This is a genomic window from Mesorhizobium sp. P3_A10, from assembly GCF_056403175.1.
In genome coordinates this window covers 309,484-335,019 of sequence record NZ_JBFUFZ010000001.1, presented here as the reverse complement: position 1 = coordinate 335,019, position 25,536 = coordinate 309,484, and the positions used below count along the sequence as shown (strand labels likewise).

27 protein-coding genes and 1 pseudogene are annotated in these 25,536 nt (G+C 62.8%); 19 read left to right on the top strand and 9 right to left on the bottom strand.

Annotated elements, in window-relative coordinates:
- Positions 1 to 3: 3 nt before the first annotated feature.
- Positions 4 to 396 (bottom strand): DoxX family protein, encoded by a 393-nt coding sequence (locus AC1DXU_RS01660; RefSeq protein ID WP_477363531.1) that lies wholly within the window; start codon positions 394 to 396, stop codon positions 4 to 6.
- A gap of 202 nt (positions 397 to 598) precedes the next feature.
- Between AC1DXU_RS01660 and AC1DXU_RS01655 the strand changes: the two genes are divergently transcribed.
- Positions 599 to 1,087, top strand: a complete 489-nt coding sequence (locus tag AC1DXU_RS01655; RefSeq protein ID WP_477312204.1) for a hypothetical protein — start codon at positions 599 to 601, stop codon at positions 1,085 to 1,087.
- Between the two features lie 71 nt (positions 1,088 to 1,158).
- Here AC1DXU_RS01655 and AC1DXU_RS01650 read toward each other — a convergent pair whose 3' ends face one another.
- Complete coding sequence (locus tag AC1DXU_RS01650) at positions 1,159 to 1,935, bottom strand: VOC family protein (protein ID WP_477363528.1); 777 nt, start codon at positions 1,933 to 1,935, stop codon at positions 1,159 to 1,161.
- A gap of 187 nt (positions 1,936 to 2,122) precedes the next feature.
- On the opposite strand from AC1DXU_RS01650, the gene AC1DXU_RS01645 reads away from it, so the two are divergent.
- The 6 genes and pseudogenes from AC1DXU_RS01645 (at position 2,123) to AC1DXU_RS01620 (ending at position 7,213) form a co-directional block, all read left to right on the top strand.
- Positions 2,123 to 2,806 (top strand): gamma-glutamylcyclotransferase, encoded by a 684-nt coding sequence (locus tag AC1DXU_RS01645; RefSeq protein ID WP_477363525.1) that lies wholly within the window; start codon positions 2,123 to 2,125, stop codon positions 2,804 to 2,806.
- Between the two features lie 163 nt (positions 2,807 to 2,969).
- A complete protein-coding gene (locus AC1DXU_RS01640; protein WP_477363522.1) occupies positions 2,970 to 4,334 on the top strand; it encodes an NAD(P)-dependent oxidoreductase in 1,365 nt (454 codons plus the stop codon).
- 2 nt (positions 4,335 to 4,336) lie between these two features.
- A complete protein-coding gene (gene preA, locus AC1DXU_RS01635; RefSeq protein WP_477363519.1) occupies positions 4,337 to 5,650 on the top strand; it encodes an NAD-dependent dihydropyrimidine dehydrogenase subunit PreA in 1,314 nt (437 codons plus the stop codon).
- A 110-nt stretch (positions 5,651 to 5,760) separates the two neighbouring features.
- On the top strand, positions 5,761 to 6,279 hold the full coding sequence (locus AC1DXU_RS01630; protein WP_477363516.1) for an RrF2 family transcriptional regulator: 519 nt from the start codon (positions 5,761 to 5,763) through the stop codon (positions 6,277 to 6,279).
- Positions 6,280 to 6,311: 32 nt separating this feature from the next.
- Positions 6,312 to 6,770 carry a carboxymuconolactone decarboxylase family protein gene (locus AC1DXU_RS01625; RefSeq protein ID WP_477363513.1) on the top strand — a complete coding sequence of 153 codons (459 nt, stop codon included), beginning with the start codon at positions 6,312 to 6,314 and terminating at the stop codon, positions 6,768 to 6,770.
- Between the two features lie 66 nt (positions 6,771 to 6,836).
- Positions 6,837 to 7,213, top strand: a pseudogene (locus AC1DXU_RS01620) (DoxX family protein).
- 44 nt (positions 7,214 to 7,257) lie between these two features.
- Here AC1DXU_RS01620 and AC1DXU_RS01615 read toward each other — a convergent pair.
- Both AC1DXU_RS01615 and AC1DXU_RS01610 read right to left on the bottom strand, forming a co-directional pair.
- Positions 7,258 to 7,980, bottom strand: a complete 723-nt coding sequence (locus tag AC1DXU_RS01615) for an SDR family oxidoreductase (RefSeq protein ID WP_477363511.1) — start codon at positions 7,978 to 7,980, stop codon at positions 7,258 to 7,260.
- A complete protein-coding gene (locus AC1DXU_RS01610) occupies positions 7,977 to 8,816 on the bottom strand; it encodes an SDR family NAD(P)-dependent oxidoreductase (protein ID WP_477363508.1) in 840 nt (279 codons plus the stop codon). Before AC1DXU_RS01610 ends, AC1DXU_RS01615 begins: the two co-directional genes overlap by 4 nt.
- A 99-nt stretch (positions 8,817 to 8,915) precedes the next feature.
- Here AC1DXU_RS01610 and AC1DXU_RS01605 point away from each other — a divergent pair, with 99 nt between their 5' ends.
- Positions 8,916 to 9,788: a helix-turn-helix transcriptional regulator gene (locus AC1DXU_RS01605; protein WP_477363505.1), complete on the top strand. Its 873-nt coding sequence runs from the start codon at positions 8,916 to 8,918 to the stop codon at positions 9,786 to 9,788.
- Positions 9,789 to 9,792: 4 nt separating this feature from the next.
- On the opposite strand, the gene AC1DXU_RS01600 is transcribed toward AC1DXU_RS01605, so the two are convergent.
- On the bottom strand, positions 9,793 to 10,422 hold the full coding sequence (locus AC1DXU_RS01600; RefSeq protein ID WP_477312193.1) for a TetR family transcriptional regulator C-terminal domain-containing protein: 630 nt from the start codon (positions 10,420 to 10,422) through the stop codon (positions 9,793 to 9,795).
- A gap of 239 nt (positions 10,423 to 10,661) precedes the next feature.
- Between AC1DXU_RS01600 and aptA the strand changes: the two genes are divergently transcribed.
- The 5 genes from aptA to AC1DXU_RS01575 all read left to right on the top strand — a co-directional run bounded on the left by aptA (position 10,662) and on the right by AC1DXU_RS01575 (position 15,600).
- Positions 10,662 to 11,990: an omega-aminotransferase AptA gene (gene aptA, locus AC1DXU_RS01595; protein WP_477363502.1), complete on the top strand. Its 1,329-nt coding sequence runs from the start codon at positions 10,662 to 10,664 to the stop codon at positions 11,988 to 11,990.
- Between the two features lie 69 nt (positions 11,991 to 12,059).
- Positions 12,060 to 13,310, top strand: coding sequence for a Zn-dependent hydrolase (locus AC1DXU_RS01590; protein ID WP_477363499.1), 1,251 nt, complete (start codon positions 12,060 to 12,062; stop codon positions 13,308 to 13,310).
- 63 nt (positions 13,311 to 13,373) lie between these two features.
- A complete protein-coding gene (hydA, locus tag AC1DXU_RS01585; protein WP_477363496.1) occupies positions 13,374 to 14,825 on the top strand; it encodes a dihydropyrimidinase in 1,452 nt (483 codons plus the stop codon).
- 2 nt (positions 14,826 to 14,827) lie between these two features.
- Complete coding sequence (locus AC1DXU_RS01580; RefSeq protein ID WP_477363493.1) at positions 14,828 to 15,199, top strand: hypothetical protein; 372 nt, start codon at positions 14,828 to 14,830, stop codon at positions 15,197 to 15,199.
- On the top strand, positions 15,190 to 15,600 hold the full coding sequence (locus tag AC1DXU_RS01575; protein ID WP_477363490.1) for a hypothetical protein: 411 nt from the start codon (positions 15,190 to 15,192) through the stop codon (positions 15,598 to 15,600). Before AC1DXU_RS01580 ends, AC1DXU_RS01575 begins: the two co-directional genes overlap by 10 nt.
- Positions 15,601 to 15,623: 23 nt before the next feature.
- Here the strand turns inward: AC1DXU_RS01575 and AC1DXU_RS01570 are convergent, their stop codons facing one another.
- Positions 15,624 to 16,028, bottom strand: coding sequence for a cupin domain-containing protein (locus AC1DXU_RS01570; RefSeq protein ID WP_477363487.1), 405 nt, complete (start codon positions 16,026 to 16,028; stop codon positions 15,624 to 15,626).
- A 116-nt stretch (positions 16,029 to 16,144) separates the two neighbouring features.
- On the opposite strand from AC1DXU_RS01570, the gene AC1DXU_RS01565 reads away from it, so the two are divergent.
- Genes AC1DXU_RS01565 through AC1DXU_RS01550 form a run of 4 tightly spaced genes read left to right on the top strand, consistent with a single transcriptional unit; the run spans position 16,145 to position 20,035 of the window.
- A complete protein-coding gene (locus AC1DXU_RS01565) occupies positions 16,145 to 16,936 on the top strand; it encodes an ABC transporter ATP-binding protein (protein ID WP_477363484.1) in 792 nt (263 codons plus the stop codon).
- A gap of 59 nt (positions 16,937 to 16,995) precedes the next feature.
- Positions 16,996 to 17,874 (top strand): ABC transporter permease, encoded by an 879-nt coding sequence (locus AC1DXU_RS01560; RefSeq protein ID WP_477363481.1) that lies wholly within the window; start codon positions 16,996 to 16,998, stop codon positions 17,872 to 17,874.
- Entirely contained in the window at positions 17,871 to 19,025 is a 1,155-nt protein-coding gene (locus AC1DXU_RS01555) for an ABC transporter permease (protein WP_477363478.1), read from the top strand. Before AC1DXU_RS01560 ends, AC1DXU_RS01555 begins: the two co-directional genes overlap by 4 nt.
- Before the next feature lie 38 nt (positions 19,026 to 19,063).
- Positions 19,064 to 20,035: an ABC transporter substrate-binding protein gene (locus AC1DXU_RS01550; protein WP_477363475.1), complete on the top strand. Its 972-nt coding sequence runs from the start codon at positions 19,064 to 19,066 to the stop codon at positions 20,033 to 20,035.
- A 45-nt stretch (positions 20,036 to 20,080) separates the two neighbouring features.
- Here AC1DXU_RS01550 and AC1DXU_RS01545 read toward each other — a convergent pair whose 3' ends face one another.
- Positions 20,081 to 20,539 (bottom strand): Lrp/AsnC family transcriptional regulator, encoded by a 459-nt coding sequence (locus AC1DXU_RS01545; protein ID WP_477363472.1) that lies wholly within the window; start codon positions 20,537 to 20,539, stop codon positions 20,081 to 20,083.
- A 123-nt stretch (positions 20,540 to 20,662) separates the two neighbouring features.
- On the opposite strand from AC1DXU_RS01545, the gene AC1DXU_RS01540 reads away from it, so the two are divergent.
- Positions 20,663 to 21,946, top strand: coding sequence for a cystathionine gamma-synthase family protein (locus AC1DXU_RS01540; RefSeq protein ID WP_477363469.1), 1,284 nt, complete (start codon positions 20,663 to 20,665; stop codon positions 21,944 to 21,946).
- Positions 21,947 to 22,112: 166 nt separating this feature from the next.
- Positions 22,113 to 22,553 carry a CHRD domain-containing protein gene (locus AC1DXU_RS01535; RefSeq protein WP_477363466.1) on the top strand — a complete coding sequence of 147 codons (441 nt, stop codon included), beginning with the start codon at positions 22,113 to 22,115 and terminating at the stop codon, positions 22,551 to 22,553.
- Positions 22,554 to 22,603: 50 nt separating this feature from the next.
- Here AC1DXU_RS01535 and AC1DXU_RS01530 read toward each other — a convergent pair whose 3' ends face one another.
- Together AC1DXU_RS01530 and AC1DXU_RS01525 are read right to left on the bottom strand one after the other, a co-directional pair.
- Positions 22,604 to 24,253: a thiamine pyrophosphate-binding protein gene (locus tag AC1DXU_RS01530; RefSeq protein WP_477363463.1), complete on the bottom strand. Its 1,650-nt coding sequence runs from the start codon at positions 24,251 to 24,253 to the stop codon at positions 22,604 to 22,606.
- Positions 24,250 to 25,425, bottom strand: a complete 1,176-nt coding sequence (locus tag AC1DXU_RS01525) for a CaiB/BaiF CoA transferase family protein (protein ID WP_477363460.1) — start codon at positions 25,423 to 25,425, stop codon at positions 24,250 to 24,252. The genes AC1DXU_RS01530 and AC1DXU_RS01525 overlap by 4 nt, the downstream gene beginning before the upstream one ends.
- Between the last annotated feature and the right edge of the window lie 111 nt (positions 25,426 to 25,536).

Sequence of the window (25,536 nt, the reverse complement as noted above, 5' to 3'; positions counted from 1 at the left end):
GCGTCAAGCGCTGCGGCGGTTGTCGAGCGCGAAAGCGCCGGCGCCGGCAAACACCAGATAGAGGAAGATGAAACAGAAGGAGATCGCCGAATCGCCGCTGTTGTTGACCGGGAAGAAGTCGCGCGGGTAGTGCGCCATGAAATAGGCAATGGCCATCTCGCCGGCCAGCAGGAACGCGATCGGCCGGGTCAACAGCCCGAGCGCCAGCAGGATGCCGCCGGCGAATTCGAGAATGCCCGCGGTCAGCGTCAGCCCGGTCAGGGCGCCGGCATGGTCGCTGACAGGGAAATTGAACAGTTTCTGGGTGCCGTGCTCGACGAATTGCAGTGCCGTCACGATGCGGAGCATGCCCAGAGCCTGCGGTTGAAATCTGGCCATGCCGTCAAAAAGCTTCATCAAAAACTCCATTTTAAACCCGCCCAGTCCGGCCATAGATTATCACCCGGCAATGGACCATTCACTTCCCTTGCCCTGCCATCAACAATCGGTGATTTATCCCCAATTTGACCTTCCACATCTTTCTCTCTATGGTTGCATTCATACCGCTATGGTTGTACCAATGCGTAGACAACACTCCAAACCATGTGGGTTCCCTGCCATGAAAAAAGTCGTCATCAGCCTGTTCGCAATCCTTGCAGGCACCAGCGTCGCCATGGCCGCCGACGCCGGCTGTGCTGCCTTCAAATGGCCGGTGACACGCGAGCAGGCATTGTTTCCGGCAGCGTCGGCCGCGCAGTCCGGCGCGTCCCTTGCGGCCGGCGAGGCTGCAGATCTGGCGCTGGTGCCGGTCGACACGATCAGCTTTGACGTGCCACCGGAACGTGCACCGGCGGCCGGCACATTCGGCGCGACGGCAAGCGTGACCGTGCCACCGGAAGGCGAGCTCCAGATCACCCTGTCCGGAGAGGCCTGGATCGACGTCGTTCAGGACGGCCATGCCATGAAGTCATCAGGTTTTAGCGGAGTGAAGACCTGTCCCGGCATCCGCAAGAGCGTGCGCTTCAAGCTGGCCGCCGGTCCGGCCGCGATTCAGCTCAGCGGCGCCAAGGACGAGAGCATCAAGGTCGCGGTGCTGGCGCCGGAATGAGACGCTGGTGCCCTCTCATCGCACCGGTCGGCGCGATGGGAGCTGGTCAGGGGTGACAGTATCGGGCGGGATCAGCGCCCCGGCGCGATCAGCGCGAAATAGGCGCCTTGCGGATCGGTGCACTGGGCGATCCATTGGCCAGTCGGCACCGGCATCGGACCCATGACGATCTTGCCGCCATTGTCGGTGACGCGCTTGGCGGCGGCGTCGAATGCATCGACGTTGAAGTAGAACAGCCAGACCGGCACCGGAAGCTGCGCAGGCTTGTTCATGATGCCGCCGCCGGATTCAGGGCCGGCCGCAAAGGTCTGATACATGCCCATCTCGCCGAGGTCGAAATTGCCGGCGCTGGTCCAGCCGAACTGGCTGGAATAGAAATCGAAGGCCGCCTCCCGGTCCGAGGCATAGAGCTCATGCCAGCCGACATGGCCCGGCGTGGTGGCCGGCACGATGGGCTGGTCGGGACCATTGGGCTGCAGGAACATGAACGTCGCGCCTTGCGGATCGGCGACGACGGAGAAGCGGCCGACACCGGGAATGTCATCGGGTTGGCGGTGAACCTTGCCGCCGGCTTTCTCCAACGATTTCGTCGAGGCATCGACATCCCTGGTGTGGATGTAGCCGACCCAGGCCGGCGGCATGCCCATCTTGGCGGCATCCTCGGGCATCGTCATCAGCCCGCCGACGCCACGCTCGCCGGAATTCACCACGATGTAGCGCGGCATGCCGGGCGCCTTGTCGAAGGGCTCGGCCCTCCAGCCGACCACCGTCGTGTAAAACGCCTCGGCGGCATCGAGATCGGTGGTCATCAACTCATACCAGAAGAAGGGCATCGGGGATTTTGGCATTATCGGTCTCCCTATGGTTTCCAGGCGTCGATCAAGCGTGATCCATCCCAGGACGTTCTTCGCGATGCTATTCCGACACCGGCTACACAATAATGACGGTGCGTTCACAAGCGTTCCACGGCTTGCGCGCCTTGTGGTTTTCACCTTTTCTGGCGCCAACGGGGGTTGTCGTTCCATGCATCGTCAAATGTCGCTCACTTCGGAGCTTGTCGCACTGTGCCATCGGGAGGAGGCCGATCCCGGTCCCGATGGCAGCTGGACGCAGTTGAATGATGAGGATTACCGGGCCCTTGCCTTGCGGCTGTCTGATGAAGCAGACGAGGGACCTCTGTGGGTATTCGCCTATGGCTCGCTGATCTGGAAGCCGGCCTTCGAGTCCGTCGAACGGCAGCGCGCCACCGCCTTCGGCTGGCATCGCTCGTTTTGTCTCGACATGGTGCGCTGGCGCGGCACCGCGGCGCAGCCGGGGCTGATGATGGCTCTCGAACGCGGCGGGCGATGCGATGGCGTCATCTACCGCCTGCCCGACGGCGACAAGCCAGAGCAGATCGAAAGACTGTTGCGGCGCGAGATCGACGACCATGAGAGTTTCAGCTCGGTCCGGTGGGTTCCGGTGCGCACGGCTCAAGGGGTGGTGCGGGCGCTCGGCTTCTGGGTCGGGGTGACCGGCAGGGGAACCTCACTCGGGCAGCCGCTGGATACCGTGGCGCGGGTGCTGGCCAGAGCCTGCGGTCATGTCGGATCGGGCGCCGAATATCTCTACAACACGGTCAGCCATCTCGAGGAATTCGGCATCCATGACCGCAATCTGTGGCGGTTGCAGCAGCTGGTTGCTGAGGAGATCAGCTCGATCCATGGCCGCGCTCTCTAGCCAGGCCATTAGCCTCGCTGTGGATGCAGTAGCCATGCATAACATGAGTAAAAAAATCATGTTATTATCGAGATTTTTCAACACCTTGTGTCGAAAATTGACCAATTGATAAAAAAATAAAACGTGCTAGCCTTCCCCAAAACGAAAACAAGGGGAACTGACGATGCCAGAAGGCCAGTTCAAAGAGGGCATTGCCGGCGGCCGGCTTTCGCCCGAGCAATATGCCGACAATTTCTCCGACCTGCATCCGCCGCTCGATCATCACGAGGCGCTGGTCGAATCCGACCGCTGCTACTTCTGCTACGATGCGCCGTGCATGAACGCATGCCCGACCTCGATCGACATTCCGTTGTTCATCCGCCAGATCTCGACGGGCAACCCGATCGGCTCGGCCAAGACGATTTTCGACCAGAATATTCTGGGCGGCATGTGCGCCCGTGTCTGCCCGACCGAGACTTTGTGCGAAGAGGTCTGCGTGCGTGAAGTCGCCGAAGGCAAGCCGGTGCAGATCGGCCGGCTGCAGCGCTACGCCACCGATGTCGCCATGGCCGAGAACAAGCAGTTTTATCCGCGTGCCGCCTCGACCGGCAAGACAGTCGCCGTGGTCGGTGCCGGACCGGCCGGGCTTGCTGCCGCGCACAGGCTCGCGCGCCATGGCCACGACGTGACCATCCTGGAAGCCCGCCCGAAGGCCGGCGGCCTCAATGAATACGGCATCGCCGCCTACAAGAGCATCGACAATTTCGCCCAGGCCGAGGTCGACTATGTTACCGCGGTCGGCGGCATCGATATCCAGAACGGCAAGGTGCTCGGCCGCGACTACCAGCTGTCGGACCTGACCCGGAATTACGACGCGGTGTTTCTCGGCATGGGGCTTGGCGGCGTCAATGCGCTGCGCGCCGATGGCGAGGACGCCGATGGCGTCACCAACGCCGTGGAGTTCATTTCGGAGCTGCGTCAGGCCAGCGATCTCTCCGGCCTGCCGGTCGGCCGGCGCGTCGTCGTCATCGGCGGCGGCATGACGGCGATCGACGCCGCCGTGCAGTCGAAGCTGCTCGGCGCCGAGGAAGTGACGATCTGCTACCGGCGCGGCCAGGAGCACATGAATGCCTCCGGGTTCGAACAGGATCTGGCTGCTGCCAATGGCGTCACGATCCGCCACTGGCTGCAGCCGAAGCGGGTTATCGCCGATGGCGGCAAGGTGTCGGGCATCGAGCTCGAATACACGGCGATGAACGGCGATAAGCTTGCCGGCACCGGCGAGCGGCTGACGCTGGTTGCCGATCAGGTGTTCAAGGCGATCGGCCAAAGCTTTGTGCCGGCCGCGCTCAACGGCAGCGGCGCTGAGATCGCGCTCGAAGCCGGCCGCATCAGGGTCGACGCTGAAGGCCGCACCTCGCTCGCCAATGTCTGGGCCGGCGGCGACTGCATCTTCGGCGGTGACGACCTCACTGTCTCGGCCGTGGCGCAAGGCCGCGACGCGGCTGAATCGATCAACCGGGCACTGACCTCGAACGGGAGGGCATGAGCATGGCAGACATCCGCAACAATTTCGTCGGTATCAAATCGCCCAATCCATTCTGGCTGGCCTCAGCGCCGCCGACCGACAAGGCCTACAACGTCATCCGCGCCTTCAAGGCGGGGTGGGGCGGCGTGGTGTGGAAGACGCTGGGCGAGGAAGGCCCGCCGGTGGTCAATGTCAACGGCCCGCGCTATGGCGCGATATGGGGTGCCGACCGCCGCCTGCTCGGCCTGAACAACATCGAGCTCATCACCGACCGCGACCTGCAGGTCAATCTGCGCGAGATCAAGCAGGTCAAGAAGGACTGGCCCGACCGCGCCATCGTCGTCTCGCTGATGGTGCCCTGCGTCGAGGATGCCTGGAAGGCGATTTTGCCGGTGGTCGAGGAGACCGAAGCCGATGGCATCGAACTCAATTTCGGCTGCCCGCACGGCATGTCGGAACGCGGCATGGGTGCTGCCGTCGGCCAGGTGCCGGAATACATCGAAATGGTGGTGCGCTGGTGCAAGGCCAACACCCGCATGCCTGTCATCACCAAGCTGACGCCCAACATCACCGATGTGCGCAAGCCGGCGCGTGCAGCACTTTCCGGCGGCACCGATGCGGTGTCGCTGATCAACACCATCAATTCGATCACCGGCGTCAATCTCGACAGTTTTGCGCCTGAGCCGACGATCGACGGCAAGGGCTCGCATGGCGGCTATTGCGGCCCGGCGGTGAAGCCGATCGCCATGAACATGGTGGCCGAGATCGCACGCGATCCGGAAACGCATGGCCTGCCGATCTCCGGCATTGGCGGCATCACCACCTGGCGCGATGCCGCCGAATTCATGGCGCTCGGCGCCGGCAATGTGCAGGTGTGCACGGCGGCGATGACGTACGGCTTCAAGATCGTGCAGGAGATGATCGCCGGCCTGGAAAACTGGATGGACGAGAAAGGCCACGCCACGCTCGATGACATCATTGGCCGCGCCACGCCCAACGTTACCGACTGGCAGTATCTCAACCTCAACTACATCGCCAAGGCGCATATCGACCAGGACGCCTGCATCAAATGCGGCCGCTGCCATATCGCCTGCGAGGACACCTCGCACCAGGCGATCACCAACATGGTCGACGGCAAGAGGCACTTTGAAGTGATCGAGGCGGAATGCGTCGGCTGCAATCTGTGCGTCAATGTCTGCCCCGTGGAGAACTGCATCACCATGGAACCGCTGGCCGTCGGCGTGATGGACCAGCGCACCGGCAAGCCGGTGTCGCCGATCTATGCCAACTGGACGACGCACCCGAACAATCCGATGGCCAAGGTGGCGGCGGAATAGGTCCGTCATTCGACGAAAAAAGCGGCGCCTTCGGGCGCCGTTTTTCTTTTTCCTATTGCAGATAAAAACTATCCACGATAAGATGTATCTATGAATTGGAGAGCAACACCATGAAGCTGGGCGAGGGGGTTGAAGCGGCCATCCATTGTGCGGCCACGCTGGCCAGCGTGGAGGGCAACAGCACCATGCCGGGCGCAGCCTTGGCGGAGTGCTTCGGCCTGTCGCCGAGCTATCTGCTGAAGCATCTCAACCAGCTCAGCGCGGCGCGCATCCTGGAATCGGTGCCGGGGCCGGCCGGCGGCTACCGGCTGGCGCGGCCGGCCGAGCGCATCACGCTGCTCGATATCGTACTCGCCGTCGAGGGCCGTGAGCCGGCCTTCCGTTGCGGCGAGATCCGCCAGCGCGGTCCGGTCAAGATCGATGCTTCGGCCTATGTGAAGCCGTGCGGCATCAACGCCGCGATGCTCAAGGCCGAACGCGCCTATCGCGCAGCTCTCGCTGAAACCCGGTTGTCCGACATCGTGGCTGACTACGAAACGGAGGGCGATCCAAGGTCGTTTGCCGCCAGTTGCGCCTTTGTCGCACGCCATCAGCGGCCGCAGAAATCCGCTTCGACCAAGCAAGTTTAACCCCCCGCCAGAGAGCTGTGAAAGGAAAGACGATGAAACAGAGGTTGCAATTTTTCGCCAAGGCACCGGAAATCATGAAGGCGGTGTCGGCGCTCAACAAGGCGGTGGACGAGTGCGGGCTCGAAGTGGGCCTGCTGCACCTGATCAAATTGCGGGCGTCGCAGATCAATGGCTGCTCGTTCTGCGTCGAGATGCACAGCCGCGAGGCGCGTCGCGACGGCGAGGCCGAGACACGTCTCTACCTGGTTTCGGCCTGGAAGGAATCGCCGCTGTTTTCCGAGCGCGAGCGTGCCGCCTTCGCCTGGACCGAAGCCGTGACGAAGATCGCCGATGGCGGCGTCCCGGACGAACTCTATGCCAGGACGCTGGAGCATTTCTCGGAAGAGGAACTGGTCAAGCTGTCGGTGGCGCTCGGCATGATCAACACCTGGAACCGGCTGTGCATCCCGTTCCACGCCATTCATCCGATGCCGGCGGCCAAGGCTGCCTGATTGTCCGATCGTGTTTGGGGCGCCATCGAGAGGCGGTGCCCCACCTTTTTTTGAAGGGAGAGTTTGATGCCTGTCGATTTGCCTTCGACCTTGTTGTTTCTCGGCCGCCTGTTGCTCGGCGGCGCTTTTGTCTTGCCGGCCTGCGCAACATCCAGAACGCCGCCTTCCTGACCCAGCTGATAGCGGCGCGCGGCGTGCCGCAGGCGCGGTTGGCGCTGTGGGCCGGCATTGTCCTGCAGATCGCCGCCGGTGTTCTGGTGATCGCCGGCCTCTGGACGGCAATCGCCGCGGCGGTGCTGGTCGTGTTCCTCATCGTTGCCACGCCGATGTTCCACAATTTCTGGGATCATCAGGGTCCGGACCGCGCCGCGCGCATCAACGGCTTTGTCGGCAATGTCGCGCTGGGCGGTGGTTTTCTGACGCTGATCGCGCAGGCTGTTTGACAAAACCGGCGGCGGCTTTGCGGCCGCCGCCGTCTTGCGCGGCTCTAAGCCGCAAATCGCAGGCCGCCATCGCAAGTCAGCACCTGGCCGGCGACGAAGCCGTTTGAAACCAGGAAGGCGATGGCATCGGCCACGTCCTCGGCGCGGCCGACACGGCCCACCGGTGTCCTGCCGGCATAGTCGGCAAAGATCGCTTCTCTCTGCTCCCCAGGTAGAAAATCCCACCAAGGCGTGTCGATGACGCCCGGCGCCACGACATTGACCCGCAACGGCTTCAGTTCCACGGCCAGGATCGGCACCACGGTCAAAAGCATGCCATTGATGGCGGCGATGCCGGCGACGCCCGGCATCGCGAGCTGGGCCGATACCGCCGAGATGAAGGTCACCGATCCTGATCTGTTGAGCGTCGGCAAGGCTGCCTGCAGGCAAGACAATTGCGGCCGGACTTTCTCGTCGACGCCACTGCCGATATCGGTCAGATCAAGCGTCTGGAAGGGGCCTAGGCCCTTGCCGCCGCTGGCGGCCAGAACAAGATGATCGAAGGGGCCGAGGCGCTCGAAGAACTGGTTGACCTCGTTCGGTTTCGCGGCATCGAACGCCGCCTTCTCGGCAGCGCCGCCAAGGCTCTTCCAGGCGCTGTTGAGCTTGTCCTGGTTACGGCCGGTGATGGTCACCTTCATTTCGGGGCCAAGCAGTTTTCGCGCGGTCGCCAGGCCGATGCCGGATGAGCCGCCGACGATGACGGTGTGCTGTATTGTCTTGGTCATGAATGCTGTTCCTTCGATGGTGCGGAGGCGAGGCCGACGAGGTCCAGGCTCAAAGTGCGCAATTGCTGTCTGGCTTTGACGTCATAGGCTTGCGCATCGGCGCGGGATTCCTTCAGGCCGTCGAAATAGAGGCCGCTGCGTCCTTCGAGGTCAGGCGACGTTGCGAGATTGAGGATGGCGTCGGCGCCGGTCTCGACCGAGCTCCATGGCGTGACGCCGGCCTGCCGGACCATGGTGGTGTCCATGTAGCTCGCCGGATGCAGGGCGTTGACGGTGACGCCGCTGCCTTTGAGCTGTTCAGCCAGATCGATGGTGAACAGGATCTGCGCCAGCTTGCCCTGGCAGTAGGCGCGCACGCCATCATAGGAACGGGTCAGCATGACATCGCCGAAATCGATCGCCTGCTGGCCGGCCGAAGCGACGTTGACGATGCGCGCCGGCGCGCTGGCCTCGAGCAGTGGCAGAAGCTCCGTGGTCAGCAGGAAGCCGGCGAGATAATTGACGGCAAAGCGCAGCTCGTAGCCATCGGCGCTGACCTGTCGTTTGACGCCGGCCGTGCCGATACCGGCATTGTTGATGAGGATGTCGAGCCGGCTGGTTTTTCCGCGCACCGCCTCGGCGAGGCCCCGAACCTCGGCCAATGAGGAAAGATCGGCGGCGAGAAACTCGGCCTTGCCGCCAGCGGCTTCGATCTCGGCGACGACGGCCCTGCCGCGCGTCGCGTCGCGGCCATGCACAAGGACGCGGGCGCCGCCGGCGCCGAGCCTTCGCGCAACGACGCGGCCGACGCCATCGGTCGATCCGGTAATGAGGATTGTCTTGTCTTTCATGTCCATGCTCGGAGCCTCCATCGCTCTGAGCGCAAGATGGAGCGTTCGAAGTAAGCCAAACAGTTCAAACTTTATCCTGGTATCAATACTGCTATAATAGCTCTCATGGATTCCCCGACACACTCCGCCGAAGACAGCCGCCGGCGCGAGCTTGGCGCCTTCCTGCGCTCGCGCCGCGAAAGGCTGACGCCGTCGGCCATCGGCATCGCAACCGGCATGCGGCGACGCACACCCGGCCTGCGTCGCGAAGAAGTGGCGATGATCGCCGGTGTCGGCACCACCTGGTACACATGGCTGGAGCAAGGGCGCGACGTCCGGCCGTCGGTCGAGGTGCTGGCGGCGCTCAGCGAGGCGCTGCGCCTCGATGCGGCCGAGAAGCGGCATCTGTTCATTCTCGCTGGCCGTCAATTGCCGGAGCGTCGCACGGTTGCGCCGGAAAAGGTCGACGGCCCCTTGCTGCACATGCTGCAAACCCTGGTGCTGCAACCGGCCTATGTCGTCGGGCGACGCTGGGACGTGCTGGCCTGGAATCCGGCGGCGGTGGCGGTGTTCGGCGACTATGGCTTGCTGGAGGGCGACGCCCGCAACATCGTCCATATGGTGTTCACCAATCCGCACCATCGCCACCTGCTGGTCGACTGGGAGCAGTTGGCGCGCACCGTGCTGGCCTCGTTCCGGGCGGAAAGCGCCCGCTATGTCGGCGATGCGGATTTCGAGCGGCTGATCGCGCTGATGACGCGCTCCAGCCCGGAGTTTCGCGACTGGTGGCCGCAACGCGACGTGGCGCGCCGATTTTCGGGAGTGAAACATGTCCGGCATCCGAGCGCGGGCGCCATGACATTCGAACATATGAGCCTGTCGATCGATGACGGCTCGGACATGAAGCTGATCGTCTACACGCCGCTCGCCGAGCAGAACTCGATCGCTAAACTGCAGGCATTGGTGGACGCGCTGCCCGTCGAGCGGCGCAGCGCTTGAACTGTCAGCCCTTCGGCTTCAGCCCGTCGATGAACAGCTGTTCGAGAAACCTTGCCGCATCCTCGAAGCGGCCGTCGCCGCCGCGGTCGGCGCCGAGCACGGCGCGGACCTGGACGTCGAAATCGGCATAGTGTTGGGTCGTTGCCCAGATCGAGAAGATCAGATGCCAGGGATCGGTCTTGGCGATCTTGCCGGCGCGCATCCAGCCCTTGATGACTCCAGCCTTCTCGTCGACCAGCGTCTTCAGCTCGCCTTCCAGCAGCGGCATGATGCGCGGCGCGCCTTGCAGGATCTCGTTGGCGAACAGCCGGCTCTCCCTGGGAAAATCGCGCGCCATTTCGAGCTTGCGCCGGATGTAGCTGCGCAATTCGGTCAGCGGATCGCCGATATCGTCGAGTTCGCGCAGTGGCGCCAGCCAGGTGGCGAGCAACCGCTCCATCAGCGTCTCGTGGATGTCTTCCTTGCGGCGGAAATAATAAAGCAGGTTCGGTTTCGACATGCCGGCGGCTTCGGCGATCTGGTCGATGGTGGAGCCGCGAAACCCGTTGGTGGAGAAGACCTCGAGCGCCGCCTCCAGGATGAGTTCGCGCTTTTCCTGCTGGATGCGGGTGCGGCGCGGGGCGGGGATGTCCATATCGGCGCTCACCCCGGCAGACCTTGGGCTGCAGGGCAATCTGGACCAATTCTCTGGACCAGTTTTTCCCTGACCTGTGGAGCGCACTTCAGATGCCGCATTTCCGCTAGTAATCCCTTGACCGCCGACAGGGCGGTGCTAACGTTTGTCCAATCGGTCAAAAATTTGCGTAGCACGAAATCGCAACAAAGACCAAGCGTTGGCCGCAGCGAAACAGGTTACAAGGGGAAGTCTTGGTCATGTCCAACCGGCTGAAAGTCACGCCGAACGATCTCAGCGCATTCTGGATGCCGTTCACGGCAAACCGGCAGTTCAAGCAGGCACCACGCATGATGGTGTCCGCCAAGGACATGCATTACACGACGAGCGACGGGCGCAAGGTGCTCGACGGCACCGCGGGTCTCTGGTGCGTCAATGCCGGCCATTGCCGGCCGAAGATCACCGAAGCGATCCAGCAGCAGGCCGCCGAGCTCGACTATGCGCCGGCCTTCCAGATGGGCCACCCGATCGTGTTCGAGCTGGCGAACCGCCTGGTCGACATCGCTCCGAAGGGCATGGACCACGTGTTCTTCACCAATTCCGGTTCGGAATCGGTCGACACGGCGCTGAAGATGGCGATCGCCTACCATCGCGCCCGGGGCGAGGGCGCCCGCACCCGCCTGATCGGCCGCGAGCGCGGTTATCACGGCGTCAATTTCGGCGGCATCTCGGTCGGCGGCATCGTCAGCAACCGCAAGATGTTCGGCACGCTGCTCGGTGGCGTCGACCATATGCCGCACACGCATCTGCCGGAGAAGAACGCGTTCACCAAGGGTGTGCCCGAGCATGGCGCGGAGCTGGCCAACGAGCTGGAGCGCATCGTCGCCCTGCATGACGCCTCGACCATCGCCGCCGTCATCGTGGAGCCGGTCGCCGGTTCCACCGGTGTCATCCTGCCGCCGAAGGGCTATCTGCAGAAGCTGCGCGAAATCTGCACCAAGCACGGCATTTTGCTGATCTTCGACGAGGTCATCACCGGCTTCGGCCGCCTCGGCACGCCGTTCGCCGCCGATTATTTCGGCGTCACGCCCGACATCATGACCACCGCCAAGGGCGTCTCCAACGGCGTCATCCCGATGGGCGCGGTGTTCGTCAAGAAGGAAATCCACGACGCCTTCATGACCGGCCCCGAGCACATGATCGAGTTCTTCCACGGCTACACCTATTCGGGCAATCCGATCGCCTGCGCGGCGGCACTCGGCACCCTCGACACCTACAAGGAAGAGGGCTTGCTGACCCGCGGCGAGGAACTGGCGCCCTATTGGGAAGATGCGCTGCATTCGCTGAAGGGCGAGCCGAACGTCATCGACATCAGAAACATCGGCCTGATCGGCGCGATCGAGCTGGCGCCCATCCCGGGCAGCCCGACCAAGCGCGCCTTCTCGGCGTTCGTGAAGGCGTTCGAGCGCGGCGCGCTGATCCGCACCACCGGCGACATCATCGCGCTGTCGCCGCCGCTGATCATCACCAAGGGCCAGATCAACGAATTGATCGACCACGTGCGTGAAGTGCTGCGAGCGGTCGACTAGACTTGATCACGGCAAAGGGCGGCGTCGGGAACCGCCGCCTTTTGGGTGAATGAAATGAGAGGATCTTGAATGGCCGCACCCGGCGAGAATCTGCGAATCAATTCAGACCGTTTGTGGGATTCCATCATGGAGATGGCGAAGATCGGCCCCGGCGTTGCCGGCGGCAACAATCGCCAGACCGTGACCGACGAGGACGGCGAGGGCCGGCACCTGTTCAAGCGCTGGTGTGAAGCGGCGGGGCTCGAAATGGGCCTCGACGAGATGGGCACGATGTTTGCCCGTAGGGAAGGCACCGACCCCAGCCTGCCGCCGGTCTATGTCGGCAGCCATCTCGACACGCAGCCGACCGGCGGCAAGTATGACGGCGTGCTCGGCGTGCTGGGCGGGCTGGAAGTGGTGCGCTCGCTCAACGATCTCGGTATCAAGACCAAACATCCGATCGTCGTCACCAACTGGACGAATGAGGAAGGTTCGCGCTTCGCCCCGGCGATGATGGCGTCCGGCGTTTTCGCCGGCGTGCTCGACCAGGCCGACGTCTACCAACATGTCGACAAGCAGGGCAAGAAATTCGGCGAGGAGCTGGAGCGCATCGGCTGGAAGGGCACCGAGAAGGTCGGCGATCGCAAGATCCACGCTTTCTTCGAACTGCATATCGAACAAGGACCGATCCTCGAGGATGAGGGCATCGATATCGGCGTCGTCACCCACGGCCAGGGGTTGAAATGGCTGCAGGTCACGCTGACCGGCAAGGAGGCGCACACCGGTTCGACGCCGATGCCGAAGCGCCGCAATGCTGGTCTCGGCATGGCCCGCGTCATCGAGCTCGTGCACGAGATTGCCATGGACTATCAGCCGGACGCAGTCGGCGCTGTCGGCCACATGGAAGTCTTTCCGAACTCGCGCAACATCATTGCCGGCCGCACCGTCTTCACCGTCGACATCCGCTCGCCGGAAAAGGAAGTGCTGGACGCGATGGACGGCCGCATCCGCGAAGGCATCGACACGGTCTGCGAGGCGCTCGACATCCAGTACAAGATCGAGCAGGTCGGCCATTTCGATCCGGTCACCTTCGACGCCGGTTGCGTCAAGGCGATCCGCGATGCCGCGGACCGGCTCGGCTATTCCCACCGCAATATCGTCTCAGGCGCCGGCCATGACGCCTGCTGGATCAACCGCGTTGCGCCGACAGCCATGGTGATGTGCCCCTGCGTTGACGGGTTGTCACACAACGAGGCTGAGGACATCTCCAAGGAGTGGGCCGGCGCCGGCGCCGACGTTCTATTCCACGCGGTGGTGGAGACGGCCATCATCGTGGAGTGAGCTTAGAAATCTGGATTCCAACGCCGCTCGCAAAGAAGCGCGAAGAGAACAGGGGAACAAGAAATGTCGAAAGTCATCAAGAACGGCACCGTCGTTACCGCCGACCGCACCTGGAAGGCCGACGTGCTGTTCAAGCACGGCAAGATCATCGCCATCGGGCCTGACCTGCATGGCGACCACGAGTTCGACGCCACCGGCTGCTACATCATGCCCGGCGGCATCGATCCGCACACACATCTCGAAATGCCCTTCATGGGCACCTATTCGGCCGATGATTTCGAATCCGGCACCCGCGCCGCCCTTGCCGGCGGCACGACGATGGTGGTCGATTTCTGCCTGCCGTCGCCGCAGCAGTCGCTGCTCGAAGCCTTGCAGATGTGGGACAACAAGACCTCGAAGGCGGCCTGCGACTATTCCTTCCACATGGCGATCACCTGGTGGGGCAAGCAGGTGTTCGACGAGATGGCTACCGTCGTCGACAAGGGCATCACCTCGTTCAAGCATTTCATGGCCTACAAGGGCGCGCTGATGGTCGACGACGACGAGATGTACGCGTCGTTCCAGCGCTGCGCCGATCTCGGCGCGCTGCCGCTGGTGCATGCCGAGAATGGCGACGTGGTGGCGGCGCTGTCGCAAAAACTGCTGGCCGCCGGCAACAACGGCCCTGAGGGGCACGCCTATTCGCGGCCGCCGGAAGTGGAAGGCGAGGCGGCCAACCGTGCCATCATGATCGCCGATATGGCCGGCGTGCCGCTCTATATCGTGCATGTCTCCTGCGAGCAGGCGCACGAAGCCATTCGCCGGGCGCGCCAGAAGGGCATGCGTGTCTTCGGCGAGCCGCTGATCCAGCATCTGACGCTCGACGAGAGCGAGTATTTCAACAAGGACTGGGACCATGCGGCACGCCGCGTGATGAGCCCGCCCTTCCGCAACAAATTGCATCAGGATTCGCTGTGGGCCGGCCTGCAGGCGGGATCGCTGCAAGTGGTGGCGACCGACCATTGCGCTTTCACCACCAAGCAGAAACGCAACGGCGTCGGCGATTTCACCAAGATCCCGAACGGCACCGGCGGGCTCGAGGACCGCATGCCGGTGCTGTGGACCACCGGCGTCATCACCGGCCGGTTGACGATGAACGAGTTCGTCGCGGTGACCTCGACCAACATTGCGAAAATCCTCAACATGTATCCGAAGAAGGGCGCCATCGTCGAAGGGGCGGACGCCGACCTCGTCGTCTGGGATCCGAAGCGCAAGAAGACGATCTCGGCCAAGAAGCAGCAATCGGTGATCGACTATAACGTCTTCGAAGGTTTTGAGGTGACCGGCCTGCCGCGCTTCGTCTTCTCGCGCGGCGAATTGTCGATCCAGGAAGCCGAGGTCAAGGCCAAGCCCGGCCATGGCGAATTCGTCGGCCGCGAGCCGAATGCGGCAGTCAACCGGGCGCTGTCGACCTGGAAGGAAATTTCTGCGCCGCGCAAGGTTGAGCGTACAGGCATTCCGGCGACCGGGGTCTGAGCTTGGCCAGCAAGGCAGCGCTCATCTCGCTGGTGGTAGCAATCATGGCCGCCGGTCCGGCAACCGCGGCTGGCGTGCTGGCTGGCTCCTGGGGCAATGATGTCGGCTGTGCCGGCGTCAAGGCCGGGTATCAGGACAGCGACGCCTATATCGTTCTGACTGCCGAAGGCATCGAGACCTATGGCAGTGGTTGCCGATTCGAGCAGCGATTGACCTCAGTACCGGGTGCCCAATCGCTTGATGCAACCTGTTCCGCCGAGGGTGAGGCGGGGACGACGACCGAAACAATTGTGGTCACCAACAAGGGTGAGGATGGTTTCTTCGTCACCATTCCCGGCCTTGAAGAAATGGGGCCATTGCAATCATGTTCGTGAATTTGGGCACCAGGGAGATGAGCTTGCGCGGTTTTGGTCTGTCCATTTCGATGATGGTCGTGCTGGCGGCGGGGTCGGCTTCGGCAGCGGCGATCGATCTGTCCAAGCCCTATGGCAACAAGTCCGGCTGCATCAACAAGAACGGCCAGCAAGTCTATGCCGAGGACATGCTGCTGTTGACAAACACCGATCTGATCACTGCGGCCAGCGCCTGCACCGTCACCGAGACGCAGACGAAACCGGACGGTTCGCTGGTGCTGAAAACACTATGCGAAGCCGAGGGCGAGGATGGGAAATCGCCAATACAGTTCACCATCAAGCGCAGCCCCAAGAACGCCAAGAAACTGGTGATTGCCGACGAGGACGGCAATGTCATGGGGGAAGTGTCCCGATGCCGATGACGGCTTCTGCCCCGGCGCTGGCCTCAGGCGACCAGTGCATCCAGTTCCGGCAGCAGGACGACGCTTTCCTGTTCGTTGGGATCGGTGCGGGCAATGACGGCCGAGGACGGGGCGTTGCTCAGATTGGCCGGCAGATGCGGTACGCCGGCGGGAATGTAGAAGAGGTCGCCGGCCTTGACGACGATGTGGTTTTCGAGCCGATCGCCATACCAGGTATGGACTTCGCCAGAGAGCACATAGATCGCCGTTTCATGGTTCTCATGCAGATGCGCCCTGGCGCGGGCGCCGGGCGGCATAGTGAGCACGTGCATGCAGATGCCGGAGGAGCCGACCGACTCCGTGGCAATGCCGGCGAGATAGGTCAATCCCTGCTTACCTTGGTAAGCGCTTTCAGGACGGATAAGATGACAGGTGGGTTTGGGCGACATCGGGGTAACTCCGGGCGTCTATCTGATGGGGCAAGGCGAGTGGAAAGCAACACCGGGGCAAAATCAATCGGATTTCAGTCTGCGTCGCAGCAGCGGGAAATGGCAGGCTGCAGCCGATGACAGGGACTTCGCCAGCCGTCGTTTCGGCAAGCAAACTCGGCCTCACCTTCCAGACCAATGACGGTCCGGTGCAGGCGCTGTCCAATGTCGACCTGACCATCGGCAAGGGTGAATTCGTGTCCTTCATCGGGCCCTCCGGCTGCGGCAAGACCACTCTTCTGCGGGTGATCGCCGACCTGGAGAAGCCGACCTCGGGGACGATCTCGGTCAACGGCATGACACCCGAGCAGGCGCGCGAAAAGCGTGCCTATGGCTACGTCTTCCAGGCGGCGGCGCTGTTTCCGTGGCGCACGATCGAACGCAATGTGGGGCTGCCGCTGGAGATCATGGGCCTGTCCAAGCCAGAGCAGGTCGAGCGGATCAAGCGCACGCTCGATCTCGTCAATCTCAGCGGTTTCGAGAAGAAGTATCCCTGGCAGCTTTCCGGCGGCATGCAGCAGCGCGCCTCGATCGCCCGCGCGCTCGCCTTCGACGCCGACCTTTTGCTGATGGACGAGCCGTTTGGGGCGCTGGACGAGATCGTGCGCGACCATCTCAACGAACAGCTGCTGGAACTTTGGGAGCGGACCAACAAGACCATCTGCTTCGTCACCCATTCCATTCCCGAGGCTGTGTATCTGTCGACGCGGATCGTCGTCATGTCGCCGCGGCCGGGCCGGGTCAGCGACATCATCGAATCGACGCTGCCGAAAAAGCGGCCGCTCGATATCCGCGAGACGCCGGAGTTTCTGGCGATCGCAGCGCGCGTGCGTGATGGGCTGCGGGCAGGGCATAGCTACGATGATTGAGGGGGCTGGCAAGCGAGCGGCCACGCGAAAGTCAGCATCCTCCCTGCGAGGGCTGCCCCATGGATAGCTTCCGTGACAAGCTCATCCCCGTGACTTCGATCCTCTTGGGCGTGGTCGTCCTCTGGTACGTCATGGCCGTTGTCCTCAACGCGCCGTTCCAGCGCGATCTGGACCGCCGTGCCAATGAGACCTCCACCTTCAGCGAACTCATCGGCAAGACGCTGTCGCAGCCGAAGCCGACACTGCCGGCGCCGCATCAGGTGGCGGTGAATTTCTTCGAAAACACTTTCCTTCGGCCCATCACCTCGAACCGCAGCCTCGTCTACAATGCCTGGGTGACGCTGTCGTCGACGCTGCTCGGCTTCGCTTTCGGCACCGCGCTCGGCATTATCATCGCGGTGGGCATCGTGCATGTGGCGACGCTCGACCGCAGCCTGATGCCGTGGATCATCGCCTCGCAGACCATCCCCATCCTGGCGGTGGCGCCGATGATCATTGTCGTGCTGGCGGCGGTCGGCATTACAGGGCTGATCCCGAAGGCGATGATCTCCACCTATCTGTCGTTCTTCCCGGTGACAGTGGGCATGGTGAAAGGCCTGCGCTCGCCCGAACTCATGCATCTCGACCTGATGCACACCTACAATGCCAGTGCATCGCAGACCTTCTGGAAGTTGCGCGTGCCGGCATCGGTGCCGTTCCTGTTCACCTCGATGAAGGTGGCTGTGGCCGCGAGCCTGGTCGGCGCCATTGTCGGCGAACTGCCGACGGGTGCTGTCGCCGGCATCGGCGCCAAACTGCTCGCCGGCGCCTATTACAGCCAGTCCATCGACATCTGGTCGGCGCTGGTTGCAGGTTCGGTGGTGGCGGCACTGCTGGTCATGGTGGTCGGCATTGCCGGCCGCCTCGTCGACCGCGCCATGGGCGGGAGGCCGGCATGAACTGGCTGAAACCCTCCTGGCAGACGGTGCTGGCGATCCTCTTGTGCCTGATTGCAATCGCGCTTGGCGCGATGTCGAAGCCGGAAGCGGCGGCGTTGGCGCAACCCGAAGCGTCCTTCGACTATCCCTACCTGGTGACGAAGGGGCTGATGTACGGCCTGCTTGTCATCGCAGCGTTTGTCTCGATGACCAAGCTGCCGTCCGTGGTTGAAGCACTGGTGCTGTTCGTCGGCGCGCATCTCACCGCCTGGTTGTTGATCACGGGAATAAACGGGTTCGAAGGCACGGCACTGGCGCCGTATTTCCTGGTGCTCGCCGCTGCGTGGCTTCTGGGATGGCGCTGCGTGGCGGTGCTGTCGTCCTTGCGCCCTGTCGCGAATTGGGCGAAGACGGCACTTCGCCTGATCATCCCCGCCATCTTCGGTGCCTGGATCCTGATCCTCTGGGAAGCGATCACACGTGGCGCCGGCATCCCCTTCATCCTGCTGCCGCCGCCGAGCGCCATCGGCGCGCGCATCGCCGGTTCACTGCCGGTGCTCGGCGCCGACGTGCGGCAGACGATCTTCAAGGCGGTAATTTTTGGCTATGTCGTGGGCAGCGGCACAGGCTTCCTCGTGGCCATTGCGGCCGACCGGGTGCCGTTCCTGCGCCGCGGCCTGCTGCCGATCGGCAATATGGTCTCGGCGCTGCCGATCATCGGCGTCGCGCCGATCATGGTGATGTGGTTCGGCTTCGACTGGCCGTCCAAGGCAGCCGTCGTCATCATCATGACCTTCTTCCCGATGCTGGTGAACACGGTCGCGGGGCTTGCCGCTTCCGGCCATATGGAGCGCGACCTGATGCGCACCTATGCGTCCGGCTACTGGCAGACGCTGTTCAAGCTGCGGCTGCCGGCCGCCGCCCCTTTCATCTTCAACGCGCTGAAGATCAATTCGACGCTGGCGCTGATCGGCGCCATCGTCGCCGAGTTCTTCGGCACGCCCGTCGTCGGCATGGGATTCCGCATTTCGACCGAGGTCGGGCGGATGAACATCGACATGGTCTGGGCCGAAATCGCAGTTGCAGCACTTGCGGGTTCGGTCTTTTATGGCGTGGTCGCTCTTTTCGAGAGAGCCGTCACGTTTTGGCATCCCTCTGTCCGTGGTGGATAGGGGCGGTGGGTTTAGGGTTAACTTCAGAGGGTAAAAACATGAAAAAACTGATTATTCCTGTTCTGGCCGGCGCAATGTCGCTTGCCGCGTTCCAGGCAATGGCCGCCGACAAGGTGACGTTGCAGCTGAAATGGGTCACGCAGGCCCAGTTCGCCGGCTACTATGTCGCCAAGGCCAAGGGCTTCTATGAGGCCGAAGGCCTCGACGTCGACATCAAGCCGGGCGGTCCCGACATCGCGCCTGAGCAGGTGATCGCCGGTGGTGGCGCCGACGTCATCGTCGACTGGATGGGCGGCGCGCTGGCCGCACGCGAAAAGGGTGTGCCGCTGGTCAACATCGCCCAGCCGTTCAAGAAGGCCGGCATGGAGCTGGTCTGCCCGAAGGACGGCCCGATCAAGACCGAAGCCGACTTCAAGGGCCATACGCTCGGCGTCTGGTTCTTCGGCAACGAATATCCGTTCTACGCCTGGATGAACAAGCTTGGCCTGAAGACCGAAGGCGGCGCCGATGGCGTCACCGTGCTGAAGCAGAGCTTTGACGTGCAGCCGCTGATCCAGAAGCAGGCGGATTGCATCTCGGTCATGACCTACAACGAGTACTGGCAGCTCATCGATGCCGGCTACAAGCCGGATCAGCTGACCGTGTTCAACTACTCGGCCATGGGCAACGACCTGCTCGAGGACGGGCTCTATGCCTCGGAAGACAAGCTCAAGGACCCGGCTTTCGAGGACAAGATGGTGCGTTTCGTGCGTGCTTCTATGAAGGGCTGGAAATACGCCGTCGACAACAATGACGAGGCGGCAGGCATCGTCATGGACGGTGGCGGCCAGGACGAGAACCACCAGAAGCGCATGATGGGCGAAGTCGCCAAGCTGATCGACAATGCCGACGGCAAGCTCGATCCGGCGACCTACGAACGCACCGCCAAGGCGCTGCTCGACCAGAAGATCATCACCAAGGAGCCGACCGGCGCCTACACGACCGCCATCACCGACAAGGCGATCAAATAAGCCTGGTAGTATTCCGATTTTGAAAACGGCGCCTCTGGCCAAGTGTCAGAGGCGCCGTTCCTTTATAGTGTTCATGACGAAGCTGGTCTCGATCGAGGCGACGCATTTCAGCCGCGCGATCTTTTCCTTGATGAAGCGCTCGTACTGTTCGAGGCTGCCCGTCACCACCTTCAGCACATAGTCGCGCGAGCCCGTCACGAGGTGGCATTCCAGCACCTCTTCCCAACCGCGGATCGCGTCCTCGAACATGACGATCTCGTCTTCGTTCTGGCGGCTGAGCCGGACGGTGGCGATGGCAACCATGCTCCAGCCGAAGGCGGCTGGATCGACCAGCGTGGTGTAGCCCCTGATGACACCGGTTTCCTCAAGCCGCCGCACGCGCCTGAGGCAAGGCGACGGCGACAGGCCGATACGCTCGGCAAGCTCGTTGTTGGTGATGCGCGCGTCGGCCCGCAGTTCATGCAGGATCTTGCGGTCGAAATCGTCGGCTATCTTCTGCTGCATTTTTGCGCTCTTTCAGCAATTCGTTGCGCGAATGCAGCCATGACAGCCCAGAAATAGCAAGGACTGCATGCTGGAGATCGCATAAATTGCCGCGCGACATCACTCGAGAAGCAGGAAAAAGCCATGCCCGCGCCACGCCCGTCGAAAACCCATATCGGCAACCACAAGCTCCATCCGGAGACGCTGATGCTGAGCTATGGCTTCGATCCGCAACTGTCGGAAGGCGCCGTCAAGCCGCCGGTGTTCCTGACCTCGACCTTCGTGTTCAAATCGGCGGAAGAGGGACGCGATTTCTTCGATTACACGTCCGGCCGCAAGGAGCCGCCGAGCGGCACGGCGTCCGGTCTGGTCTATTCGCGCTTCAACCATCCCAACTCAGAGATCGTCGAAGACCGGCTGGCGATCTATGAGGGGACCGACGCCTGCATCCTGTTTTCATCAGGCATGTCGGCGATCGCTACGACGTTGCTTGCCTATGCTCGTCCGGGCGACGTCATCCTGCATTCGCAGCCGCTCTATGGCGGCACCGAGACGCTGTTGACGCGCACCCTTTCCGGCTTCGGCATCGGCGCTGTCGGCTTCGCGGACGGCGTCGACGAGACGGCGGTGCGCGCGGCTGCCGAAGCTGCCGGCGCGAAAGGCCGCGTCTCGGTGATCCTGATCGAGACGCCGTCAAATCCGACCAACAGCCTGGTCGATATCGCGCTGATACGGAAGATCGCCGACGAGATCGGCGCGAGGCAAGGATCGACGCCGATCGTCGTCTGCGACAACACGCTGCTCGGCCCGGTGTTCCAGAGGCCCATCGAACACGGCGCCGACGTTTCCGTCTATTCGCTGACCAAATATGTCGGCGGCCATTCCGACCTGATCGCAGGTGCGGCCATGGGCAGCAAGGCGGTCACCAAGCCGATCAAGGCGCTGCGCGGCGCGATCGGCACGCAGCTCGACCCACATTCCTGCTGGATGCTCGGCCGCTCGCTGGAGACGCTGTCGATCCGCATGGAGCGGGCAAACGACAATGCACGCATGATCGCCGAGTTCCTGCGCGATCACGCCAAGGTCGAAAAAGTGCACTACCTGCCGTTCCTGGGCGAGGATACGCAAGCGGGTCGCGCCTATCTCGCACAGTGCACCGGCGCCGGCTCGACTTTCTCGTTCGATATCAGGGGCGGGCAGAAGGCAGCTTTCGCCTTTCTCAACGGGTTGCAGATCTTCAAGCTGGCGGTGAGCCTCGGCGGAACGGAGTCGCTGGCCAGCCATCCGGCGGCTATGACGCACTCCGGCATTCCCTTCGACGTGCGCCAGCGTATCGGCGTGCTTGAGACCACGGTCAGGCTGTCTATCGGCGTCGAGCACCCGGACGATCTGATAGCCGACCTGACACAGGCGCTGGCGGCCGTTTGATTGTTGGCTTCGTCGAATCCAAAAAGGGGCGGGTGACCGCCCTTTTCTGATGTTTTCCCAGTCACAAAAACGTGTGCAGGGAAACATTGCGCCGCCCAGCCGTTGCGTTGAGGTATGCGCGTGCCAGGGGGCAGCGACGTATGCGTCAACCAAACGGAGGTCCTTCATGCACATTCAATCCTTGCCGGTGCTTTCGGCGTTCGCTGTTTCGACAGCCCTGCTGTTCGCATCCCCGGCCATGGCCGAGGTGGTGAAGTACAAGGCGACGCTCGATGGCAGCCAGCAGAGCCCGCCCGTCACCACCAAGGGCAAGGGAACTGCCACTCTCACGTTCGACACGGCCAAGAAAAAGCTCAGCTGGAACGTCAAATATTCCGGCCTTAGCGGGCCGGCGACAGCCGCGCACATTCACGGTCCGGCGGCGATGGGTGCGAATGCAGCTCCCGTCATCCCGTTCAAAGGCAAGCTCAAGAGCCCGATCAAGGGTTCGGCCGAGCTGACCGACGCGCAGGCCGCCGACCTGGCAGCCGGCAACTATTATGTCAACGTTCACACCGCCGCCAACAAGGACGGCGAGATCCGCGGGCAGATCGAGGCGGCGAAGTAACGCGAGACGAGTCGACAAAAAGGGGCTGGCGACCACCCCTTTTTGTTGCGTCAGGCCTTGTCGCGGATCTGCGTCATCGTCCGCGTTGGCGTGATCGCCTCCAGGTCGAGCCTGATCTCGACGATCGCCGGCTTGCCGCTGGCGCGCGCACGCTCGAAGGCCGGTGCGAACTCGGCGGTCTTCTCGACTGTCTCACCGTGGCCGCCATAGGCGCGGGCCAAAGCCGCGAAGTCGGGATTTTTGAGATCGGTGGCAACGACGCGGCCGGGATATTCGCGCTCCTGATGCATGCGGATGGTGCCGTAAATACCGTTGTTGACGACGATGACGATGATCGGCAGGTCGTATTGCACGGCGGTGGCGAATTCCTGCCCGTTCATCAGAAAACAGCCGTCGCCGGCAAAGGCGATGACGTCGCGGTCCGGGAACAGCTCTTTTGCGGCGACCGCCGCCGGCGTGCCGTAACCCATCGAGCCCGAGGTCGGCGCGCCTTGGGTGGCGAAGCGGCGGAAGCGATGGAAGCGATGCACCCAGGTGGCGTAGTTGCCGGCGCCGTTGGTGAGGATGGCGTCGTCGGGCAGCATCTTTTCCAGGTAATTCATGATCGGCCCCATCTGGACGGAACCGGGACCACTTTCAGGCGGCGTCGACCAGTCGAGATAGGCGGCGTGTAGTTTCGGCGTCTCAGTCGCCCAGGCCGGCTCGCTGGAAGGCTTGCGCCTGGCAAAGGCTTCGACGAAGGCGGAAGGCGAGGCATTGATCGCCAGCGTCGGCCTGTAGACGCGGCCGAGCTCGCCGGCATCGGCGTGGACATGGACCAGCGTCTGGTCGGGATAGGGGCTCTTCAGCAGCGTGTAGTCGGAGGAGGGCATTTCGCCCATGCGGCCGCCGATGAGCAGCACAAGATCGGCCTGCTTGATTGCTGTTGCCAGCTTTGGGTTGATGCCGATGCCGACATCGCCGGCATAGTTCGGGTGCAGATGGTCGAACAGCATCTGGCGGCGGAAGGAACAGCCGATCGGCAGCGACCAGGCTTCGGCGATCGTGCGTATCCGCGCCACGGACTCGGCATCCCAGCGCGTGCCGCCAAGGATGACGAAGGGTCGCTTGGCCTTGCCGAGCAGCTTTGCCAGCGTGTCGAGCTCGGCCTCGCCGGGCCGGGTTTCGACCGGCGTGTGTGGCAAGGCGGCAGGTGCTTCGACCAGGCTGGTCAGCATGTCTTCCGGCAGCGAGATGACCACCGGGCCGGGACGGCCTGATGTCGCCACCGCAAAGGCGCGGGTGACGAATTCGGGAATGCGCGAAGCGTCGTCGATTTCGACCACCCATTTGGCGATGTCGCCGAAAAAGCGCTTGTAATCAACCTCCTGGAAAGCCTCGCGCTCCTTGGCGTGGCTGGCGACCTGGCCGATGAACAGGATGACGGGAACCGAATCCTGCATGGCGATGTGGATGCCGGCCGAGGCGTTGGTGGCGCCGGGGCCGCGGGTGACGAAGCAGATGCCGGGCTTGCCGGTGAGGCGGCCATGGCAGTCGGCCATCATCGCGGCACCGCCTTCCTGGCGGCAGACGATGGTGCGGATGGGGGAATCGTGCAGCGCGTCGAGCACCGCCAGATAGGATTCGCCGGGCACGCAGTAGATGCGGTCGGTGCCGTTGGCTTCGAGCGCGTCGACGATCAGTTGTCCGCCAGTCTTCATTTTCCTGATCTCTCCAGCTCAGCAAGAATCTCTTCGGTGTGTTCGCCCAGACGCGGCGAAGGGCGCTCATAGACCAGCGGCGTGCCGGACATGACCATCGGCGCGCGCACCGAGGGCAAAAGATTGCCGTGGCCATCGTCGAGATCGAGCCGCATGCCGCGCGCGATGGTCTGCGGATCGGCAAACATCTGGCCGATATTGTTGATCGGGCTGGCCGGCACGCTTGCCGCTTCCAGTTTTGCCAGCAGCGGATCGCGATCAAAGATCTTCAGCGCCTCGATCATGCGTTCGCGCAGTTTTGCCCGGTTGGCGACCCGGGCCGGATTGGTGGCGAAATCGGGGTTCGCTGGCAGGTCGTCGAGCCCGACGGCGGTGCAGAATTTGGCGAACTGGCCGTCATTGCCAACCGCCAGGATGATGTGGCCGTCTCTCACCGGCACAACCTCGTAGGGCGCGATGTTCATATGCGCGTTGCCCATCTGCACCGGTGATTTGCCCGACACGAGATAGTTGAGGTTCTGGTTGCCGAGCGCCGAGATCTGGGTGTCGAACAACGCCATGTCGATGTGCTGGCCTTCGCCGGTTTTTTCGGCATGGCGCAACGCGGCCTGGATGGCGATGACCGAATAGAGGCCGGTAAAAATGTCCGAAATGGCGACGCCGGCCTTTTGCGGCTCGCGGCCGGCCTCGCCGGTGATCGACATCATGCCGGCCATGGCCTGGATGATGAAATCATAGCCGGCGCGGGGCGCGTACGGCCCATCCTGGCCGAAGCCGGTGATCGAGCAATAGACGAGGCGGGGATTGATCTTGCGCAAGCTGTCATGGTCGAGCCCGTATTTCTTCAAGCCGCCAAGCTTGAAGTTTTCGATCAGCACATCGGCCGTCGCCACCAGTCGGCGTACGGTCTCGGCGCCTTCCGGTGTCGAGAAGTCGACAGCGATGGAGCGCTTGCCGCGATTGCAGGAATGATAATAGGCGGCCGAAAGGTTCTCGCCGTCATGGCTCATGACGAAGGGCGGACCCCATTTGCGGGTGTCGTCGCCGCCATCCGGGCTCTCGACCTTGATGACGTCGGCGCCGAGATCGGCAAGCAACTGTCCCGCCCATGGCCCGGCAAGGATGCGGGCCAGTTCAATGACGCGGATGCCTTTCAGCGGAGGCTCAGTCATGGATCACCGTGATTGGTCGAAAGCGCAGCCTTGGATTTCTGTTTTTATGCATGTCGTTGTCCCAAAACCGCTGCGCACTTTTGGGCGACATGCACTATCAACCCCTATCGC

Bases quoted from the DNA above. Each gene is read 5' to 3' on its own strand.
- AC1DXU_RS01660 (WP_477363531.1), bottom strand. From the start codon at position 396: ATGAAGCTTTTTGACGGCATGGCCAGATTTCAACCGCAGGCTCTGGGC.
- AC1DXU_RS01655 (WP_477312204.1), top strand. From the start codon at position 599: ATGAAAAAAGTCGTCATCAGCCTGTTCGCAATCCTTGCAGGCACCAGC.
- AC1DXU_RS01650 (WP_477363528.1), bottom strand. From the start codon at position 1,935: ATGCCAAAATCCCCGATGCCCTTCTTCTGGTATGAGTTGATGACCACC.
- AC1DXU_RS01645 (WP_477363525.1), top strand. From the start codon at position 2,123: ATGTCGCTCACTTCGGAGCTTGTCGCACTGTGCCATCGGGAGGAGGCC.
- AC1DXU_RS01640 (WP_477363522.1), top strand. From the start codon at position 2,970: ATGCCAGAAGGCCAGTTCAAAGAGGGCATTGCCGGCGGCCGGCTTTCG.
- preA (WP_477363519.1), top strand. From the start codon at position 4,337: ATGGCAGACATCCGCAACAATTTCGTCGGTATCAAATCGCCCAATCCA.
- AC1DXU_RS01630 (WP_477363516.1), top strand. From the start codon at position 5,761: ATGAAGCTGGGCGAGGGGGTTGAAGCGGCCATCCATTGTGCGGCCACG.
- AC1DXU_RS01625 (WP_477363513.1), top strand. From the start codon at position 6,312: ATGAAACAGAGGTTGCAATTTTTCGCCAAGGCACCGGAAATCATGAAG.
- AC1DXU_RS01615 (WP_477363511.1), bottom strand. From the start codon at position 7,980: ATGACCAAGACAATACAGCACACCGTCATCGTCGGCGGCTCATCCGGC.
- AC1DXU_RS01610 (WP_477363508.1), bottom strand. From the start codon at position 8,816: ATGGACATGAAAGACAAGACAATCCTCATTACCGGATCGACCGATGGC.
- AC1DXU_RS01605 (WP_477363505.1), top strand. From the start codon at position 8,916: ATGGATTCCCCGACACACTCCGCCGAAGACAGCCGCCGGCGCGAGCTT.
- AC1DXU_RS01600 (WP_477312193.1), bottom strand. From the start codon at position 10,422: ATGGACATCCCCGCCCCGCGCCGCACCCGCATCCAGCAGGAAAAGCGC.
- aptA (WP_477363502.1), top strand. From the start codon at position 10,662: ATGTCCAACCGGCTGAAAGTCACGCCGAACGATCTCAGCGCATTCTGG.
- AC1DXU_RS01590 (WP_477363499.1), top strand. From the start codon at position 12,060: ATGGCCGCACCCGGCGAGAATCTGCGAATCAATTCAGACCGTTTGTGG.
- hydA (WP_477363496.1), top strand. From the start codon at position 13,374: ATGTCGAAAGTCATCAAGAACGGCACCGTCGTTACCGCCGACCGCACC.
- AC1DXU_RS01575 (WP_477363490.1), top strand. From the start codon at position 15,190: ATGTTCGTGAATTTGGGCACCAGGGAGATGAGCTTGCGCGGTTTTGGT.
- AC1DXU_RS01570 (WP_477363487.1), bottom strand. From the start codon at position 16,028: ATGTCGCCCAAACCCACCTGTCATCTTATCCGTCCTGAAAGCGCTTAC.
- AC1DXU_RS01565 (WP_477363484.1), top strand. From the start codon at position 16,145: ATGACAGGGACTTCGCCAGCCGTCGTTTCGGCAAGCAAACTCGGCCTC.
- AC1DXU_RS01560 (WP_477363481.1), top strand. From the start codon at position 16,996: ATGGATAGCTTCCGTGACAAGCTCATCCCCGTGACTTCGATCCTCTTG.
- AC1DXU_RS01555 (WP_477363478.1), top strand. From the start codon at position 17,871: ATGAACTGGCTGAAACCCTCCTGGCAGACGGTGCTGGCGATCCTCTTG.
- AC1DXU_RS01550 (WP_477363475.1), top strand. From the start codon at position 19,064: ATGAAAAAACTGATTATTCCTGTTCTGGCCGGCGCAATGTCGCTTGCC.
- AC1DXU_RS01545 (WP_477363472.1), bottom strand. From the start codon at position 20,539: ATGCAGCAGAAGATAGCCGACGATTTCGACCGCAAGATCCTGCATGAA.
- AC1DXU_RS01540 (WP_477363469.1), top strand. From the start codon at position 20,663: ATGCCCGCGCCACGCCCGTCGAAAACCCATATCGGCAACCACAAGCTC.
- AC1DXU_RS01535 (WP_477363466.1), top strand. From the start codon at position 22,113: ATGCACATTCAATCCTTGCCGGTGCTTTCGGCGTTCGCTGTTTCGACA.
- AC1DXU_RS01530 (WP_477363463.1), bottom strand. From the start codon at position 24,253: ATGAAGACTGGCGGACAACTGATCGTCGACGCGCTCGAAGCCAACGGC.
- AC1DXU_RS01525 (WP_477363460.1), bottom strand. From the start codon at position 25,425: ATGACTGAGCCTCCGCTGAAAGGCATCCGCGTCATTGAACTGGCCCGC.